Raw genomic sequence first — 17,865 nt, 5'->3', positions numbered from 1 at the left:
CTCTCGGTATCTGATCTGACCTCAGTTGCGCTTCATCTTTGCATCACGCGCCGCGGCGTGACCAACCGGATTGACATGCTGCCTTCGAAGGGCCTCCCGCTGAGCTGCACGTCCGGCGCGCCCTTGTCACCGTCCAATTGAAACTGATTGACCAGATCCCGCAGGCGGCCTGCCTCGGAGGACAGAGATGCGGCGGCAGCCGTCGACTGCTCGACCATTGCCGCATTTTGCTGGGTCGCCTGGTCCATTTGATTGACCGCGGTGTTGATCTCAGCAAGTCCAGTTGACTGCTCGCGCGCCGAAGTGGCAATCGCATCCATGAGTTGGTTGATCTGTACGACGTACTCACCGATCGACTTGAGCGACGTTCCGGTTTCGAGAACCAGTTTCACGCCATTTTGCACTTCAGTTGATGACTTTTGAATAAAGCCCTTGATTTCCTTGGCTGCTTGCGCGGCACGCTGGGCAAGCTCACGGACCTCTTGTGCGACCACTGCAAAACCCTTGCCCGCCTCACCCGCACGGGCAGCCTCCACGCCGGCGTTCAGCGCCAAGAGGTTCGTCTGAAAGGCGATTTCATCGATTGCACCAATGATGTTCGAAATCTGTTGTGAACTCTCCTCGATGCGCCGCATGGCCTGTTCCGCCTCCGATACGACAGTTGCCGACCGTTGAGCGCTAATATCGGCCTCCAGGGCCACATTGCGTGCCTCGTCGGTGCGTTTGGTCGCCATCGCCACATTCGACGTGATCTCGTCCAAAGCTGCAGCCGTCTCCTCGAGAGAGGCCGCTTGTTGTTCGGTACGCTTGGAAAGATCCTGCGCAGCAGATGCAATTTCACCGGTACCATTATCTATGCTCTGCACCGTCTGGAGCACCGCGCCGATCGTCGCGCCCAACTGCCGGAGCGAAGCGTTGAAGTCTTCGCGCAAGGTTTCGTATTCGGCTGCAAACTGCTCCGAAAGCTGGAAGGATATGTCGCCTGCTGCAAGCCGCCGGAGGCCTCCGCCCAATGTCGTGGTTGCGAAGCGCAATTGTTCCGCCTCGCGTTCGGCGCGCTGCTGGGCCGAAGCGCGCACCGCCTCGCTCTCACTGCGGGATTCGGCGGCTTCCTTCTCGAGCCTGACGACGTTGAGCGCGTTCTGCCGGAAGATTTCGACTGCGCCGGCCATTTCGCCAACTTCGTCGGTGCGGCCGGCATAGGGAATATCACTGTCGAGGTCGCCATCTGACAAACGCTTCATGGCGGATGCGGTCCTTCGGATCGGATTGGCGATTCCCGATATCGCAAACACGATGCCGGCCACAGCAACGAGCACGGCTACCGCTGCGATGACTGCCGTCAACATGAAAGCTGAATCCGCAGAAGCACCGCTTGCGGCCACAAAGCCTTCGGCCTGGCTAAGACTGAAAGCAACCAGATCCGCCACCGCCTTGTTCACCAGTTCGCCTTGCGGTTCCATCTTTTCCTTGAAGAAACGGACTGCGTCAGGCGTCTTCCCGCTGTTTTCGAGCGCGATCATTTGATCTGCCAGTTCGCGATATTTGCTGAGTTCCGGCTTGATCTGGTTGATCAGTTCGCGCCCACGCGCCGTGCGGACGCCGTTTTCGTATTCGGTGACAACCTTTTCGAGCGCAACGGCGGCAGCGTCGATCCCTTGCTTTCCTGTTTTCTGCTCCTCCGCCGTGTCTTCGAGGAGATACTGGGCATAGACCAGTTTCAGATCGAGGAAGTTGCCCTTGATCTCGCGAGCCGTCACCAGCCGCTGCATCCAGAAGGTTCCGATCTGCTCGGCATTGGCCCTAAGCGTCGAGGTCGTGGTCAGCGAGACATAGGACAGGCCAACCATGAACAGGCTGATGATCGACAGCGTTAAGATCAGGGCTTGCTTGATACTCGGGCGCTTCATGCGGGTCTCCTCGAAGGTTTACCTGGGACGACCGGCGTGCCGGTTTGAGGCAAAATCTCGCACCAGATTCAATAATTTAGTGTTAACTAAATAATGACCTCGGTGTCGTTTTTAGAAAACTTTTGCGCTGAACGACACTTCCGCGATTAGTTGGAAAACAGCACGACTCAGGGTTCCTGGAAACGTCAGAAAAAAGCAGCCATGGCGAGCGAAAATGTCTCGCCCGACGCAGTTGCCCTGCCGTTGGCAAGCACCTGCATGCTTGCCAATCGGTCCAGGGGACACATACTGGATCCATGCAGCAATCAGAAAACCAACCTGCCGGCATTGAAATCGCCCTCTGGCATTACTCCAAGAACGAACGCGACTGGAACCGCTGGATGCAGTCACTTTCAGCGGATGAACGGGAGCGCGCAGCGACCTACCGGTTTGAGCGAGATCGGGCTTCGTTCGTTGCCGGCCGCTATCTCTTGCGGCGGCTATTGAGCGTGCATAGCGGGGTATCGCCGAGCAAGGTTCTGTTGTCTCCGGACAAGCACGGCAAGCTGAAGATGGAGGGGCGTGATATCCCACAATTCAGCCTCGCCAATGCCGACGGGCTGGTGGCGGTCGCTGTCGCGTCAGGATGTGATCACCTCGGAATAGACTGCGAACGCGCCGACGCCGAGATCGAAGAGGCGGCGGTGGCTAGCTATTGCAGCGCAGACGAACGGCGCCGGCTCGCAGAATTGCCTGCCCGCGAACGCGCGCGGGCGGCTGTCGCGCTCTGGACGCTCAAGGAGAGCCATTTGAAGGCCCTCGGCGTCGGGCTGCGCGAGGATCCTCGCAATGTCGTTTTTTCCTGGAAGGACGGCATCCCTGTGATGATCGACGGCAGCGATCGTGATCGGCGATGGCATCATCGTCTGATCCAAAGCGGCAGCCAGCATGTCGTTGCGCTGGCTGCCTGTTGCCAATCCGGGTTGCCCGGCATTTCCACGCGTATGTTTCAGGACGACAGCATGCCGTCCGAATAGCCGGCGCGGAGCTGATGCGGCATTGCCGAAGCGGTCTCGCTCGCCCAGGCCAATTGCGCATTGTCCGGTTCCGCGTCGAAATGCTGCCGGCCAAGCAGCGTATTGACGATCATTGCGCTCCGCCAGGCCATCAGGCTGAGCTGAGAGTCGGCGATGCCATGCGAATATCGGCCGGCATTCTGCGCAAGCAGCCGGTTTGCCCTCGGGCCTGTCCATTGCATCGTGTAATCGTCGTTGAGGATGGGATAGCCGTTTCTGTCGAGCGTTATCCGTTCACCCAGCGAGCCCAAAGCATCCGGCAAGCGGAATCGGTAGCCGGTTGCCAGAACCACCGCATCGGCGTGGAGCACCTCGATGCCGCCATCGAATTGATTCCTGACGATGAGCCGATAGGCATTGCCGTTCCGCTCCATCTGGATCACGTCGCGATTGGGCGCCAGAGATGCATTGAGCATGCTCGGCTCGAGATAACGCAAGGCATAGAGGCGACGGTAGATCGAATGGATCGTCGAAATCGACAGGCCGTCGCTGGTCAGGATCGAGTTCTTCAAAGCGGCCTGCTTTTGCTCGCCGCCGAGCTTCAGATAGGCCTGCACGTATTCCGGTGAAAAGACCTGGTTCGAAAACGGCGTATCGTTGATCGGCTCGAAATTGTGACGCCGGCTGATCCAGGTCAGTTCCGTCATTGAACTGGGATTCCCAAGCAGCGCTTCGACCACTTCGCCGCCGCTCTGGCCGCCGCCGACCACGACGATGCGGGCAGCACCGAGATCGGCGAGACGCGACTTGGCCTCGCTGTTGTGAAAGCAATCGGCGCCCAGAAACGGTTTTGCCCAGTCGGGCACGAAGGGCGAAGATCCCGTGCCGATCGCCAGGTTCCGCGCTTCTTCCTGGCCATTGTCGAAGCGCAGGACGAAGCGGTCGTCGCGGTGTTCGACGTCGCGAATATCCGTTCCAAAACGCAAATCCTCCACGCCCTTGGCGACCCAGGCGAGATAGCGTGCAAATTCCTGCCGGGGAACGGCGTCGTAATTGGCGTTCAGGAAAGCGTAGAGCCTCTTATGGGCGACCAGATAGGAGACGAACGACCAGCGGCTGGTCGGCAGGACCGGGGTGACGAGGTCTTTCAGGAAGGACGATTGCAGCTCGACGCCGGGCATCATCATGCCGGGATGCCAGTCGAAGGCGCCGCGCCGCTCGAAGAAGCGGCTGCGAACCTCAGGCACCGATTCCAGCAGGCAGGCAAGGCTCAGATTGGAGGGGCCGATGCCGATACCGGCAAGATCGAGCGACTCGTGGAGGGCATCCCTGCGGGTAAAAGCGACGGTCATGCGAAATCCTTCTCTGTTTCCTTGAGACGCAGGGCAAGCCTTGAGTGGAAGGCGGGAGACCCGATCATGTGCAGGTGGTTGGTGCCGGTGATGACTTCGGCCGCATACGCCCGCGGCGACAGGCGGCGCCAATCGATCAGGTTGAGGCCACGGTTGAGGCTGTCGTCGGCCGCCCAGGGATAGATCGGCACATCGTGGGGAACGAGCCGGTGCTTGCGGAAGATCAGCGCATTGTCGATCAGCACCCAGAACGTATGCTCGCGGCTGCTGATATCGGGCCCATCTGTGGGAAGCGGGTCCTTTTCGTCGGCGACGAAGCGCAGGAACTGATCGTAGGTATCGGCGTCCATCGTCGACAGCAGCCGGTCCCATTCCGGGCGCATCGCCGTCTTTTGCAGCCAAGCCTGCACGTCCCGGTGAAGCATGTCGCGTTCGCCCGGCCGGAAGCGCGGCTTGGCGCCGATCGCAAATTCCGATCCGAGGTCGCACACATCGACCATCGCCATCATCCTGACATCGACCTCGTTGCCCAGCGTGCGGGCAGCCTCATAGGCCAGAAGTCCGCCCCAGGACCAGCCGAGGAAAGTGCAGGGCGCGCCCCTGCTGTGCGTCCTGATATAGTCGGCATAGCTCTCGACGATCTCTTCGACCGGCGCGCCGACTTGCTTCTTCTCGGACAGCGAGTGGCAAATGAAGCCGGTCGCCGGCTGATCGGCACCGAGATAATCGACGAGCTTCACATATTCGCGGGTGCTGACGAGAAGCCCGGGGAAGCAATAGAGCCGCGGCTTGGCGCCGGAAGCGCGCAGCACGATCACCTCGGAGAGATCCCGTTCCGCCCCCTGCTCCATCACGCCGGCAAAGGCGCGGATGGTCGGGTTGTTGAAGATATCGGCGACGGTGAGCGGCACCTTCGGCCGGCGCTGCCGCAGCAGGGAAAGGATGCGGATCGCGCCCAGCGAATTGCCGCCGATCGCGAAGAAATTATCCTCGACGCTGATCGCCTCCAGCTTGAGAACCTGGCGCCAGACATCCAGCACCTCTTCTTCGAGTGTGGTCGCCGGCACGACGATTTCACGCTTGACCGGTTGCGGCGCCGGCAGCGCGAAGCGGTCGAGCTTGCTGTTCGGATTGGTCGGCATCTTTTCCAGTTCGACCACCGCCGCCGGCACCATATAGGAGGGCAGGCTGCGTTCGAGGCCGGCGCGGACCGTCTCGACCTCAAGCATCTCATCCTTCTTCGGAACGACATAGGCGACGAGCGCCTTTTCGCCGCCATCGTCATCGCGCAGCACGACCAGGGCTTCGCCGACGCCGGGCTGCTGCAGGAGCGCCGCTTCGATCTCGCCGAGTTCGATGCGGTAACCGCGCAGCTTCACCTGATGATCGACACGGCCGACGAATTCGACGGTTCCGTCCTCGCGCCAACGCGTCAGGTCGCCGGAGCGGTAAAGCCGGCCGCCCTCCGTCGAGAATGGGTCGGGGATGAAGCGGTCGGCGGTTGTATCCGGCTTGCCGAGATAACCGCGGGCGATGCCCTCGCCGCCGATATAAAGCTCGCCGGTCACGCCGATCGGGCACGGATTGAGATCGGGATCGAGCACATAGACGCGCCTTGCCCCGACGGCGCGGCCGAGCGGAGCATAGACCCCCTGGAACTTCGTGCCGGCCCTGACCTTCCAGACCATCGGCGTCATGATGGTTTCTGTGGGACCGTAGCCGTTGATCAGCCATTCCGATTTCAGCGCCCGCGACAGAAGATCGAAGGTCGGTTGCGCCAGCCCTTCGCCGCCGAAGGAATAAAGCCGCATCGGCGGCGCCCCATCTGACATGTCGGCCCATTCCGCCAGCTGCTGCAGATAGGTTGTGGGAATGCTGGCATTGTTGGCACCGTGCTTGCGCATCGCCGTCAGCGTCTCTTCCGGCGTCCACAGCGGCTGGTCTGGAAGGATGATGCTGCCGCCTTCCATCAGCGCGTTCATCCACCGCTCATGGCCACCGTCCGAACTGAAGGGCAGGAACGGCAATTCGCGGGATTCCGAGCTCATGCCGTAGACGCGCGAGGTATTCTGCAGATGATGCGTCAGCGGGCCGTGCTCGACGGCGACCCCCTTCGGCAATCCCGTTGATCCCGAGGTGTACATGACATAGGCGAGCTGATCCTTGTGGATGGGGACATAGAGCGGCGTTTCAGGCTCGCCGTCGAGATCGAGCTTGTCGAGTTCGAGGATAACGGCGTCGAGCTCTTCCGGCAGGCGATGGCGCAGCCAGCTGTGGGTGAGAACGATCTTGACGCCGCCATCGCGCAGGATGTGATGGTTGCGCACCGGCGGATGATCGGGCTCGACGGGAATATAGGCGCCGCCCGCCTTCAGCGTGGCGAGGATGCCGACGATCGCCTCCGGCGAACGCTTGATGAAGATCGCGACCGTCACCTCGGCGCGAACGCCGAGCTGCCGCAGCCGATGCCCGAGGCGGTTGGTGCTTGCCTCCAGCCAGCCATGGCTCCATTCCTCGTCGCCATAGACGATCGCCGTCTTCTCAGGCGTCCGGCGCGAATGGGCCGATATCAGCTCGTGGACCGGCCGGTTGTCATTGACGACGTCATCCTCGTAGGGGGCGGACAACCAGTCGAGTTCGTCGCTGCCGACAAGTTCGATGTCCTCGATCCGGAGGCCCGGCTGCGCGACGATCTGCTCAAGCGCCAGGCCGAAATGCCTGGCGACACGGGCGATCAGGGCGCCGTCGTAAAGATCCTGGGCATAGTCGATCAGCCCGGATGCGCTCCCATCGGGATGCGCCTCGATCACCAGGGAAAGCTCGCTGTCGGCGCGTGGGCCTAGTGGCTCCAGATTCCCAGCATCTCTCGCGACCGGATAGGGTTCGCGGAATTCGAACAGCGCCTTGACCACGGCTTCCTGTGCGGCCGCCTCGTCGACGACCAGTTCCTGCGTGATGCGCTCCAGCGGCACGAGCCGGCGAAGCCCCTCCCCCGTCACCGAGGAGATCGCCGCGACGACGTCATCGAGAGAATGTCGGGAGGCGAGCGGCAGGACGAGCGGAAGGATCTGTTCGGCGCGGCCGCGGCTGGCGAAATGCTCCGTGCGCGGCCGTGCGACCAGCAGGCCGGTCAGCAAAGCATAATTGCCGCCGTAGCGCGCCAGCAGCGCGCAGAAGGCGGCGTGCAGTACACGCTCGACCTGAAATCCCTTGCTCCCCGCATGCCGTTCGAGCTTGCTCCAGAGGTCGGGCGCGATGGCGAACCGATGCTCGGCGCGCGCCACGCCTGCAAGCCCGCCGCTGTTGAAGCGGGTGGGAAAAGTCGAGGCCGCATAGTCGAGACCGATCGTGTCACGCCAATAGGCAAGCGCTTCCCGCGCCTCATCCGTCTCCAGCCATTCTTCCTCCCGCGTTCCAGCCGAGATCTCCGCCGGCTGCATGTTGCCGGCGGGTTCGCCGTCGAGAATTCGCGCCAGGAAACCGGCAAGAACGGATTTTTCGCGGTCGTCTGAGATGATCGGATGCAGCACGATCGTCAGCAGCGACTGCCCATCGGCCAGCTGGATGATCTGGATGCGCGCCCCCGGCCGTTCCAGGAGATCGAAGCGCCTGTCGCGGAAGGCTTTCCGCGCGGCCAAGGCATCAGCCTCTGAAAGAGCGGCTCCCTCTTTTCCGAGGAGCTCGATCGGCACGGCGTTCGACGCGCCGCGATATTGCTCGATGCGGCCGCCCGCCAGCCGGCGGAAACGAGTGGTGAGCGACGGATTTTCAGCCACCAGCCCGCGGCAGGCGCCGGCAATCGTCTCAGCGTCGATCGTGGCGCTCAATCGCAGCCCGATGATCTGGTCGGGAAAGACCGTGTAATTGCCGATCTGCTCCAGCGACCAGATGCGCTTCTGCGCGATCGTCAGCGGAAAGCTCTCGAAGACTGTGTCCACTGCCGCATCGGTCGGGCGGGCGTCGGCGAAATTGGTGATCTGCTTGTTCATCTTGCCATCCGGATGTTTAGAGACGGGCGTCGCTTGATATTGCCGAGCGGAGGGAGAGCGGGCGCGGATCGGCCCAGACGTCGCGGATATGCGCCAGGCATTCCTGGCGCGAACCGGCAAAGCCCGCGGGCTGCCAGCTCACCGGAATCCGCTTGTCCTGCGGCCAGACCGAGTAGTGATGCTCGGTGTCGTAGACGACGATCCAGAGATCGTCGCCGGGCTCGAGATTATCCATTGAAGGCTCCTGCCGTGATTGACGTCATGCGCAAATGACGGATCCCGCCAGCCCCAGTTTAGAAAATTGTTGAGAATTTTTTTCTTTTCCCAACCCTAAATCCCGCCAAGGATGGATCGTCATTCTACCAAATCGGCGCAGGAGCGGGCTTCATGCTCGCAGCATCAAAACCCTACCGATCAAGGAGAAACATCATGGATTTCGACGCCGCCAAACAAAGGCGGGCTCTGCAGGCGCGCAGCTATGTCAGGCTTGCCCCTAATCTCGTCCATCTCAACACCACGCACGGGAATCACGGAGTCGCCCTCGAAGTCGAAGCCGGCATCGCCTCGCTGACCTTCTATGAGGGCAATCCCGTGCAATCGGCCGAGCTTCTCATGGCCGCTGCCGAAGCGGTGACGGCGCAAGATCGCTCGATCACGTCGGTCGCCTTCGAGGGGCATCAGACAAGCCTTCCCCGGCACATCACGGGCATCGACGGAAGGCTCGATTCCGCGATCCTCTGGCAATGGCCGTCGCTGTGGCTGCCGCAGCTTTCCTATCCGCTGCCGCCCGTGCCGGAGATGACCGCGGGGCGCTACCATCCGCGCCGGCCGGCAAAGCCGAAAGGCACGGTCTACCAGCGGTTCATCCCGTGGCTCGAACGGGATATCGCCTTCAGGGTCGCCGACCCGGAGACCGATCTTGCCGCCTTTCATCGCTGGATGAACGATGAGCAGGTCAACACGATCTGGGAGGATGCGGGCTCGCTCGACAAGCACCGGGAGATGCTGCAGGAAAGGATCGCCGATCCGCATGTCCTGCCGCTGATCGGCAGTTTCGCAGACATCCCCTTCGGCTATTTCGAGGTCTACTGGGCCAAGGAAAACCGGCTCGGTCCCTTCTACGACGCCGACGATTATGATCGCGGCTGGCATGTCGCAATCGGTGAGCCCGGCTATCGCGGCAAGAAATGGATCAGCGCATGGCTACCCTCGCTGATGCATTTCATCTTCCTCGACGATCCCCGCACCAGGCGCATCGTCGGCGAGCCGCGCGCCAGCCACGAGCAGCAGATCCGCAATCTCGATCGCTCCGGCTTTGCGAAGGTCAAGCATTTCGACTTTCCGCATAAGCGGGCGCTGCTGGTGATGCTGACCCGTGAGCGTTTCTTCGGCGACCATCTCTGGGTGCCCGCATCATGAACGACATGAGTGAGATGAGCGGCAGGCTTCGGAAACGGCGGCTTGCTCCGGAAGATCTTGCCAGTCCGCAGCTTTTCCGGCTGCTGCTGCGGCTCGGGCTGCCGGCCATGTTCGGCCTGTCGATCAATGCCGCGCATCACACGATCAACATGGTCTTCGTCGGCATGATCGGCGAGGACCAGATCGCCGCGATCATGATCGTGCTGCCTATCCTGATGCTCGTCGCGGCCTTCGGCGAGGGCATCGGCGTCGGCGTGGCAACCGAGGTCGGCCGCGCGCTCGGTGCCGGCAACCGGTCAAGGGCCGGCACGCTTGCCTCGGTCAGCCTTGCCGCGGGCGTCGCCTTCGGCGCGGCAAGCGCCGTCGCAATCGTTGCCTTCCCCTCTTTCCTGCTGTTCGGCGCCACGCCCGCCATCGAGCCGCTGGCGCAGCATTATCTCCTCATCATCGCGGTCTCGATCCCGCTGACGATGGCGCAGATCATTCTCGATTTCCTGGCGATCGCCGAGGGCAATGCCCGCTTCAGCATGTGGACGCTGGTCGCCTGCTTCGCGCTGAACATGATCCTCGACCCGATCATGATCTTCGGATTCGGCCTCGGCCTGCAGGGCGTGGCAATCGCGACCATCCTGTCCCAGCTCGTCGCACTTTCCATCTACGGCGCTTACCACGCCAGGCGCCTGGGGACGGTTCGGCTGACGCTTGGCTGGCGGTTGAGAGATATCGGCGGCCTCAGACCGGTTCTTGCGGTGGGCGCGCCGACGACGCTGACCAGTCTCGCAACGGCGGGCGCGATTGCGGCCATGCTGTCGCTCGCCGGCACCTATCATGGAGAAGCCGGCATTCCCGGCGTCGGGATTGCCTTGCGGCTGCTCGCTGTCGGAACACTTCCGGTTATCGGCCTTTCACTCGGGGCCCAGTCCATTCTGAGCTTCGCCTGGGGCAGCGGGGATGTGGCCCGGGTGCTGTCGGCAGTCCGCATCCTGACAGTGGTCACCAGCGCGGTCGGCGGCGCTTACGGACTGGTCGCACTCGGCTTTTCCGAACATCTCGCCTCGTTCTTCACCAAGGATCAGGCCGTGCTTTCGGTCGCAAGCCAGGCGATCGTCGCGACCCATCTTCCCTTTCTGCTGTTCGGCCTGCGGCAAACGCTGCTGGTCCTCTTCCAGGCGCAGGGCAGGCCGAAAGCGGCGGTTGCCATCGGTCTGGCGCAGAATGGCTATCTTCTCTTTCCTCTGCTGGCTCTTCTGCCGCCGTTCTTCGGCTTTTCGGGCTTGCTGGCGGCAATGTTTCTGGCCTCTGCCCTGACCGGCCTGCTGTCGGCCGTCTGCCTGGTGAGGGCGCTCAATGCACTCCGGCAGCGCTCGGCCGACCGCCTGGCCTCCATCCGTCCCTACCCCCGCTTTTGCCCGTGATTTGCCCATGAGAGGATCACCATGAACCAGTCGATCAATCCGCACGATCTTGGCGCCCATGCGATCGCCGACGATCTCTTCACGCCCGTCGATCCCGCACCATTCAACGCCGTGTCTCCACCGATCTTCCAGACGTCGCTCTTCACCTACGACAGTTACGAGGCGATGGAGGATGTCTTTGCAGGCCGGGCGCGCAATTACATCTATTCGCGCGGCGACAATCCGACCGTTCGGGAATTCGAACTTTTGGTTGCCCGCCTCGAGGGCGCGGAGGACGGACGCGCTTTCTCGAGCGGAACGGCCGCCATCACCTCGACGATCCTCAGCCTCGTGGAAGCCGGCGACCGGGTCGTTGCGGTCCGCCACCTCTATAACGATGTCTACCGCCTTCTGGTGAAACTGCTCGGCCGGCTCGGCGTCGCGGTGGATTTCGTCGACCCTGCCGATCACGACGAGGTCCGCAAGGCGCTGTCGGGCGCCAAGCTGCTCTATCTCGAGAACCCGACCTCTTTCGTCTTCGAGCTGCAGGACATAACGGCGCTCTCGGCCATGGCGAAGGAGGCCGGTGTTACCACCATCATCGACAATTCCTGGGCAACGCCGCTCTTTCAGAAGCCGATCCAGCACGGCGTCGATATCGTCATTCACGCCGCTTCGAAATATCTCGGCGGCCACAGCGATACGGTCGCCGGCGTCGTCGTCGGCTCGAAGGAGGCGATCGCCAAGATCAACTCGACCTCCTACCCCTATGTCGGCGCCAAGCTCTCGCCGTTTGAGGCCTGGCTCTTGCTGCGCGGCATGCGCACGCTGCGTGTCCGCCTCAAGGAGCATGAGCGCAGCGGGCTTTTGCTGGCCGACCGGCTGAAACAGCATTCCGCCATCGCCCGCGTTCGCCACCCGGCTTTTCAGGATCACCCCGGGCGGGCGACGCTGTCGGGTTATGCCGGGCTGTTTGCCTTCGACCTCACGCCCGATATCGATGTCGCGCGCTTCGTCAACGGGCTTCGCGAGATCCGCCTCGGCGTCAGCTGGGGAGGACCGGAAACGCTGGTCGTTCCCGCCAAGGTCGCGCTGCAGATCCTCGACCGGATGACCTCTTTCATCCGGTTCGGCGTGAGCGAGCAGACGATCCGTTTCGCCGTTGGGCTGGAAGAACCGGAATTGCTGTGGAGCGATCTGCAGCAGGCGCTGCACGCCGCGAGACGCTAGACGCCTGCCGATGTTCATGATCGGGGAGGATGGCAGGCTCGGTGATTGCCAGATGGCAATGCTGCTCCGCCGCCTTGATCATGAAGTTGACGAGGGTGCGGGAGACGCCGAGTTCGGCTGCAATATCCTTTTGCGGCACGCCGTTGAGGCGGTGGCGGATGAAGGCATCGTTGGTACGCTTCGGCAAAGCCTCGAGCGAGGCCAGCACATCGCGCAGGGTCTCGGCAGCGACAAGCTGGTCGAGCACGGTGGGGATGGGAGCAGTGATCTCCTGAACCTGATCGATCGACCTATAGTTGTTCATCTGCTGGCGCCGCCGGCGGCTCTCGTCGAGCGCGAGATTATAGACCATGCGAAAGGCGTAACCGATCGGGCAACGAATGTCGTCGGTTTTCACCCCATAGGCTTTGATAACTCCGTCCTGAAAGATATCCTCGGAATATAATCTTGATTTGACAACGCTTTCAATCGTTTTAAGGAGTTTATCCTTGTTCTCGATCATAGCGTTGACCACGGCATTTCCGTTCACATCACGATGCGATGCTCGCATAGTCCTGTACCCTTTTTACAAATGGAAAATCAGGCTCTGTCGTTGCTGGTCGGCTCGGTCTTGGCGCTCCTTATTTTGAGCGGAAGTGCACGATTTGATTGCAGTGTCTATTTTAAGGTGATAACAGGAGTCAAGTTTAAATCGACCGGATGAATGCGAGAAAAAATGGGAAGAACAGTCGAGATCCTGACAGGCAAGGCGGAGCTCTGCCGCTCGATCATGGGGGCTTTGCCCGACTGGTTTTCAGAACCGGAGGTCATTGAAGCGAGTGCCGCGGCAGTCGAAGATCTGCCGGTGTTCGGCTATGTCGAGGCGGATGTCGTGACGGCGTTGATGGCGTTGAAGCCGCATCTACCCGGCGCCGTCGAAATCGCACTGATTGCGACGCGCCCCGAATATCACGGTCGCGGCGCCGGACGCCATCTGCTCGACGAGGCCGAACGCTTCGGCCATCAATCGGGCGCCCGGCTGCTGACGGTCAAAACGCTCGCCCCGCGTGACCGCGACGAGCCGCAATTCGAGGCAACGCGGCGATTCTACGACCGGAACGGCTTCGTCAGGGCGGAGGTCTTTGCCACGCTCTGGCACGAGGATCATCCGTGTCTGTTCATGGTCAAGCCGCTCGCCGGGGGACAGCTATGCGAGACCGCGCCTTGAGACGACGGGATTTTCTTCTGGGCGCGCTGGCAACGGCGGGCACACCCGCCGTCGCGCGCGCCGCGGCACCCGCCATCGCGCGCGCCGGGGATGGCGGCGTCGTTTCGCTCGATTACGGATTGGCATCGACGATGCTGGCGCTCGGCAGCGTGCCGCGTGCGATCGCCTCGCTGCGGAACTGGTCGGAATGGGTTGTCGAGCCGACCATGCCGCAAGGCGTCGTCGATATCGGCACCACGGCGGAGATCAATCTCGAAGTCCTCACCAGCATCCGGCCATCGCTCATCCTCAGCACGCCTTTCCTTGCGGCGATGGATGAAAAGCTCTCCCGCATCGCGCCTGTGGAGACCTTCACCATCTATGCTAGGGGTGGCGAGGCGCTCGAGCGCTCCTACGCCGAAACGCGGCGTCTCGGCGCCATGATCGGGCGACAGCAGGAAGCGGAAGCATTTCTCTCCCGCGCCGACACCACGTTCGGCCGGCTGCGCGAGCGGGTGAAGAGCCTGTCGGTGCCTCCGGTCGCCGTCATCAACTTCGTCGACATCAGGCATGCGCGCATCTATGGCGGCCCCGGCCTTTACGGCGGCGCCATGCGACGCATCGGCCTTGAGAATGCCTGGAAAGGCGAGGCCAGCTACTGGGGATTTCAGACGGTCGGCCTGGAACAGCTCGCCGAACTCGATGAAGAGGCCCACCTCGTCGTCGTGTCGCCGTTGCTTCCGCCCGATGTCCTGACCCGGCTTTCCGAAAGCCCGCTCTGGACCAGCCTTCCCTTCGTCCGGCGGCAGCGGATCTCGGTCGTCCCAGGCGTCCTGATGTTTGGAATGGTCCAGGAGGCGCTGCGCTTTTCGACCTTGATGGTCGATGTTCTGGAGACTGCCGCCTGATGAAGCCTCGATATTCCCGCTTCGGCGCGCCGGCACTAGCGGCGCTGCTGCTGTTTTCAGGCCTGGGCCTGGCCGTCCTCGATCGCCTGCCGGCGCTGCCGCATCGGGAGGCGACCGCCGGTTACGATGCGCAGCATCTTCTCCTCCTCTATTCCACGCTTCCGCGCATGGCGACCGCCCTGATCGCGGGCGCCGCCCTCGCACTGTCGGGGACGATGCTGCAGCAGATGCTGCGCAATCCGCTGGCCTCGCCGACGACGCTCGGCGTCTCGGCCGGCGCCAATCTGGCACTGGTTTCCGTCATGCTCGCCGTTCCCTCGCTGACGGGATGGGGCCGGGACGCCGTCGCGCTCGGCGGAAGTGCACTTGCTGCCCTCGCCATTTTTTCGATCAGCGCCCGGCACGGCTTCTCGCCCTTTTCTCTCATCCTGTCGGGCATGATCGTCGGCCTCTGGTGCGGGGCGGCGGCAGCCATTCTGGTGCTGATGAACGATCAATATCTCTCAGGAATTTTCATCTGGGGCGCCGGATCGCTGTCGCAGCAAAGCTGGGCGATCCCGACGTCGCTGCTGCCGAAGGTGGCGCTGCTGGCGGGGCTTGCCCTTCTGGCCACAAGGCCGTTGACGCTGAGCCAGCTCGGCGATGCCGGCGCAACGAGCCTTGGCCTGCCGGTCAAATGGGCACGGAGTTTCATCCTGGCGATTGCCATCGCACTCTGCGCCCTCGTCACCAGCGCCGTCGGCGTCATCGGCTTCATCGGGCTGGTAGCCCCGCAGATCGTTCGCCTGGCCGGCGCAAGGCGGATCATCAGCCAATTGATCTGGTCGCCGGTTGCCGGCGCCGGCCTTCTCCTGCTGACGGATCAGACCATCAAGCTTCTTGCTCCCGGCGACTTCGTGCCGACCGGGGCGGTGACCGCGCTGCTCGGCGGACCGATCCTGATTGCCATGCTCCCGCGCCTCGCCACGGCCTCGCGCACGCTGCCCGGCGTGACGTCGCCGCGGCCTGCAGCCGGCAGCAGAGCGGCATCATTCGCCATTCTGCTCGCCTGCATCATTGCCTTGGCGATGGCCGCGATCTTCTTCGGCCGCGCACCCGACGGAGCCTGGGCATGGCTGCCGGCCGCCTCATGGGATGAAATCCTTCCGCTTCGGCTGCCGCGGGTCGCCGCCGCATTCGGCGCCGGAACCGTGCTCGGCGTGACGGGGCTGATCCTGCAGCGGCTGACCGGAAACGAAATGGCGAGCCCCGAAGTGCTTGGGGTATCGGCCGGAGCAACGCTCGGTGTTGCGGCCGCCATGTTTGCCTTTGCTGCACCGGGACTGACGCTCCAGCTTGTCTTTGCCGGCGGGGGCGCCCTTGCGGTGCTGACGCTGATCTTCCTCTTGAGCGCCCGTTCGGGCTGCGGCCCGAACCGCGTGCTGCTCGCCGGCATCGCCTTCGGCGCGATGCTCGACGCCGGGATCGGCGTCCTTGCCGCGAGCGGCGATCCGAGAGGCCTGGCGCTGATACGCTGGATGGCGGGCTCGACCTATTTCGTCGACAATGCGGTGGCCGCAAGCGCCCTTCTGATTGCGCTCGCCTGCCTGGCCGCCGCCTTTCTCGCCAGCCGGTGGCTTGCCCTGCTGCAGCTTGGAACCGAGACGGCGAGCGAACTCGGCCTGAGGATCGTTCCCGCACGCGCTGTTTTGTTCGGGCTCTCCGCGATCATGACGGCGGCGGCGACGCTCGTCGTCGGCCCTTTGAGCTTCGTCGGATTGATGGCGCCGCACCTTGCCCATGGGCTCGGTCTTCGCCGCCCCTCCGCCCAGCTCCTCGCCGCCGCCCTGATTGGAGCGGTCCTGCTGGTCATTGCCGACTGGACGGGGCGGATGATCGCTTTTCCCTATCAGATTCCCGCCGGATTGATCTCGGCTCTGGTCGGAGCGCCGATGCTGCTGATCGTTCTGCGCCGGCGGGCGTGACAGGCAGGTGGCAATCGGCAAGGCCCGCTCATGCTCCAACGCAATCGTCGTTGCATTCCTCTTTGACCGTTCCGGCCAATTCTCTCTCGTGTTAGGTTGCAGGTATGACCCGAGACGCCGCTATTGCCAGAGCAGAGTCTTACTTCGCTTCCGGCGATTTTCGGAAGGATCTGGCGCGACGTGTCGCGATGCCGACCGAGAGTCAGAATCCTGATCGCGCAGCGGTTCTCGATCAGTATCTCGACAGCGAGATGACGCCCGCCTTTGAGGCCCTCGGCTTTCAATGTCGCAAGCTTTCCCAAAACGGCTGGCCTTTCCTTTACGTCGAGCGCCACGAGGACGCCCTTCGGCCGACGGTGCTGGGTTATGGCCACGGCGACGTCATACGAGGGCTCGACAATAAATGGGCCGACGGTCTTTCGCCCTGGCGACTCATCGAGCGGGATGGCAGGTGGTACGGTCGCGGTGTCGCCGATAATAAAGGTCAGCATACCGTCAACATCGGCGCGCTCCGGGCCGTCTTGGAGACGCGCGGGAAGCTCGGATTCAATGCCAAGTATCTGATCGAGATGGGGGAGGAAAGAATTTCTCCTGGCCTGCACGCACTCGTTGACGCGCATAAGGAATTATTCCGCGCCGACGTGCTGATCGCCTCGGATGGTCCCCGACTTTCCGCCGCACGGCCGACCGTCTTTCTGGGATCACGCGGCGCGATCAGCTTTGACATCTGGATCGATGCGCGCAAGGGCGGTTATCATTCGGGCAACTGGGGCGGTCTTCTCTCCGATCCTGCAATCCAGCTTGCCCATGCGATCGCCAGTATCACCGAGCCCTCCGGCAAGATTCTGGTTCCGGAATGGCGCCCGGTGAGCATCCCCGACAATGTGCGTCACGTTCTTGCCGATTGTGAGATCGAGAGCGATGCCGAAGGCCCGCAGATTGATCCGAACTGGGGCGAACCTGGGTTGACGCCAGCGGAAAAGCTGTTCGCCTGGTGTTCGTTTGCTGTACTCGCCTTCGAGGCCGGAAACCCGAGGACGCCTGTCGGGGCTATCCCTGCGAGAGCCTCGGCTCGCTGTCAGTTACGGTTCGTCGTCGGTATTGACGTGGAAAATGTCTTGCCGGCTCTGCGCCGTCACCTGGATCAGCACGGTTTTTCCCAGGTTCAAATAGCGCAGCCGAGCGATGAGGTCTTTCGTGCCACGCGGCTCGATCCCAAGCATCCTTGGGTCAACTGGGTCGTGGACTCGATCGGCCGTACAACAGGCAAAAAGCCGGCCATCCTGCCGAACCTTGGCGCCTCTCTGCCGAATGATGCCTTCTCTGAAACTCTGCAGCTTCCGACCGTGTGGATACCGCATTCATATCCGGGGTGCTCTCAGCATGCGCCGAACGAACATCTGCCCATTGATATCGCGCGTGAAGGACTCGCGTTGATGGCCGGGCTTTATTGGGACCTCGGAGAGCGAAACGTTCCGGGAGTATCAAGTAGCGATCACGCTCGTAAATGAGCGCGCG

General features: G+C 62.5%; 13 protein-coding genes. 8 read left to right on the top strand and 5 right to left on the bottom strand.

All coding sequences use genetic code 11. The features are described 5' to 3' along the window. Positions 1–32 precede the first annotated feature (32 nt). Positions 33–1,910 carry a HAMP domain-containing methyl-accepting chemotaxis protein gene (locus CO667_RS23050; RefSeq protein WP_097620617.1) on the bottom strand — a complete coding sequence of 626 codons (1,878 nt, stop codon included), beginning with the start codon at positions 1,908–1,910 and terminating at the stop codon, positions 33–35. A 296-nt stretch (positions 1,911–2,206) separates the two neighbouring features. Here CO667_RS23050 and CO667_RS23045 point away from each other — a divergent pair, with 296 nt between their 5' ends. Further along, positions 2,207–2,926: a 4'-phosphopantetheinyl transferase superfamily protein gene (locus CO667_RS23045; protein WP_097620616.1), complete on the top strand. Its 720-nt coding sequence runs from the start codon at positions 2,207–2,209 to the stop codon at positions 2,924–2,926. On the opposite strand, the gene CO667_RS23040 is transcribed toward CO667_RS23045, so the two are convergent. From CO667_RS23040 to CO667_RS23030, 3 genes are read right to left on the bottom strand one after another with little or no spacing between them, the layout of a single operon-like run. Further along, a complete protein-coding gene (locus tag CO667_RS23040; RefSeq protein ID WP_097620615.1) occupies positions 2,899–4,257 on the bottom strand; it encodes a SidA/IucD/PvdA family monooxygenase in 1,359 nt (452 codons plus the stop codon). The two genes, CO667_RS23045 and CO667_RS23040, sit on opposite strands and share 28 nt — an antisense overlap. Next, positions 4,254–8,246 (bottom strand): non-ribosomal peptide synthetase, encoded by a 3,993-nt coding sequence (locus CO667_RS23035; RefSeq protein ID WP_097620614.1) that lies wholly within the window; start codon positions 8,244–8,246, stop codon positions 4,254–4,256. Before CO667_RS23035 ends, CO667_RS23040 begins: the two co-directional genes overlap by 4 nt. Before the next feature lie 16 nt (positions 8,247–8,262). Continuing rightward, positions 8,263–8,481, bottom strand: coding sequence for an MbtH family NRPS accessory protein (locus CO667_RS23030; protein ID WP_097620613.1), 219 nt, complete (start codon positions 8,479–8,481; stop codon positions 8,263–8,265). 194 nt (positions 8,482–8,675) lie between these two features. Here CO667_RS23030 and CO667_RS23025 point away from each other — a divergent pair, with 194 nt between their 5' ends. Genes CO667_RS23025 through CO667_RS23015 form a run of 3 tightly spaced genes read left to right on the top strand, consistent with a single transcriptional unit; the run spans position 8,676 to position 12,289 of the window. Then, complete coding sequence (locus CO667_RS23025) at positions 8,676–9,665, top strand: GNAT family N-acetyltransferase (protein ID WP_179874205.1); 990 nt, start codon at positions 8,676–8,678, stop codon at positions 9,663–9,665. Next, positions 9,662–11,080 carry an MATE family efflux transporter gene (locus CO667_RS23020; protein WP_097620611.1) on the top strand — a complete coding sequence of 473 codons (1,419 nt, stop codon included), beginning with the start codon at positions 9,662–9,664 and terminating at the stop codon, positions 11,078–11,080. Before CO667_RS23025 ends, CO667_RS23020 begins: the two co-directional genes overlap by 4 nt. A gap of 21 nt (positions 11,081–11,101) precedes the next feature. Further along, entirely contained in the window at positions 11,102–12,289 is a 1,188-nt protein-coding gene (locus tag CO667_RS23015) for a PLP-dependent transferase (protein ID WP_097620610.1), read from the top strand. Here the strand turns inward: CO667_RS23015 and CO667_RS23010 are convergent. Then, the gene (locus CO667_RS23010; protein ID WP_097620609.1) at positions 12,180–12,839 is read right to left on the bottom strand and encodes a sigma-70 family RNA polymerase sigma factor; all 660 of its coding nucleotides are present in this window, start codon (positions 12,837–12,839) and stop codon (positions 12,180–12,182) included. The genes CO667_RS23015 and CO667_RS23010 overlap by 110 nt on opposite strands. A gap of 165 nt (positions 12,840–13,004) precedes the next feature. Between CO667_RS23010 and CO667_RS23005 the strand changes: the two genes are divergently transcribed. The 4 genes from CO667_RS23005 (at position 13,005) to CO667_RS22990 (ending at position 17,858) form a co-directional block, all read left to right on the top strand. Continuing rightward, positions 13,005–13,496 carry a GNAT family N-acetyltransferase gene (locus CO667_RS23005; protein WP_097620608.1) on the top strand — a complete coding sequence of 164 codons (492 nt, stop codon included), beginning with the start codon at positions 13,005–13,007 and terminating at the stop codon, positions 13,494–13,496. Between the two features lie 26 nt (positions 13,497–13,522). Further along, the gene (locus tag CO667_RS23000; protein ID WP_097620687.1) at positions 13,523–14,383 is read left to right on the top strand and encodes an iron-siderophore ABC transporter substrate-binding protein; all 861 of its coding nucleotides are present in this window, start codon (positions 13,523–13,525) and stop codon (positions 14,381–14,383) included. Further along, positions 14,383–16,347, top strand: a complete 1,965-nt coding sequence (gene fhuB, locus CO667_RS22995; protein WP_097620607.1) for a Fe(3+)-hydroxamate ABC transporter permease FhuB — start codon at positions 14,383–14,385, stop codon at positions 16,345–16,347. Before CO667_RS23000 ends, fhuB begins: the two co-directional genes overlap by 1 nt. Before the next feature lie 104 nt (positions 16,348–16,451). Further along, positions 16,452–17,858, top strand: coding sequence for a M20 family metallopeptidase (locus CO667_RS22990; protein ID WP_097620606.1), 1,407 nt, complete (start codon positions 16,452–16,454; stop codon positions 17,856–17,858). The last annotated feature ends 7 nt before the right edge of the window (positions 17,859–17,865 follow it).

The sequence above is a fragment of the Rhizobium sp. L43 genome (assembly GCF_002531725.1).
GTDB lineage: Bacteria > Pseudomonadota > Alphaproteobacteria > Rhizobiales > Rhizobiaceae > Rhizobium.
Note: the sequence above shows the minus strand (reverse complement) of the source record. Positions and strands in the feature narration are given on the sequence as shown.

Excerpts from the sequence above, each read along its gene's own strand:
- CO667_RS23015 (WP_097620610.1), top strand. The coding sequence starts at position 11,102 with ATGAACCAGTCGATCAATCCGCACGATCTTGGCGCCCATGCGATCGCC.
- CO667_RS22990 (WP_097620606.1), top strand. The coding sequence starts at position 16,452 with ATGACCCGAGACGCCGCTATTGCCAGAGCAGAGTCTTACTTCGCTTCC.
- CO667_RS23040 (WP_097620615.1), bottom strand. The coding sequence starts at position 4,257 with ATGACCGTCGCTTTTACCCGCAGGGATGCCCTCCACGAGTCGCTCGAT.
- CO667_RS23030 (WP_097620613.1), bottom strand. The coding sequence starts at position 8,481 with ATGGATAATCTCGAGCCCGGCGACGATCTCTGGATCGTCGTCTACGAC.
- CO667_RS23045 (WP_097620616.1), top strand. The coding sequence starts at position 2,207 with ATGCAGCAATCAGAAAACCAACCTGCCGGCATTGAAATCGCCCTCTGG.
- CO667_RS23050 (WP_097620617.1), bottom strand. The coding sequence starts at position 1,910 with ATGAAGCGCCCGAGTATCAAGCAAGCCCTGATCTTAACGCTGTCGATC.
- CO667_RS23005 (WP_097620608.1), top strand. The coding sequence starts at position 13,005 with ATGGGAAGAACAGTCGAGATCCTGACAGGCAAGGCGGAGCTCTGCCGC.
- CO667_RS23035 (WP_097620614.1), bottom strand. The coding sequence starts at position 8,246 with ATGAACAAGCAGATCACCAATTTCGCCGACGCCCGCCCGACCGATGCG.
- CO667_RS23025 (WP_179874205.1), top strand. The coding sequence starts at position 8,676 with ATGGATTTCGACGCCGCCAAACAAAGGCGGGCTCTGCAGGCGCGCAGC.
- fhuB (WP_097620607.1), top strand. The coding sequence starts at position 14,383 with ATGAAGCCTCGATATTCCCGCTTCGGCGCGCCGGCACTAGCGGCGCTG.
- CO667_RS23020 (WP_097620611.1), top strand. The coding sequence starts at position 9,662 with ATGAACGACATGAGTGAGATGAGCGGCAGGCTTCGGAAACGGCGGCTT.
- CO667_RS23010 (WP_097620609.1), bottom strand. The coding sequence starts at position 12,839 with ATGCGAGCATCGCATCGTGATGTGAACGGAAATGCCGTGGTCAACGCT.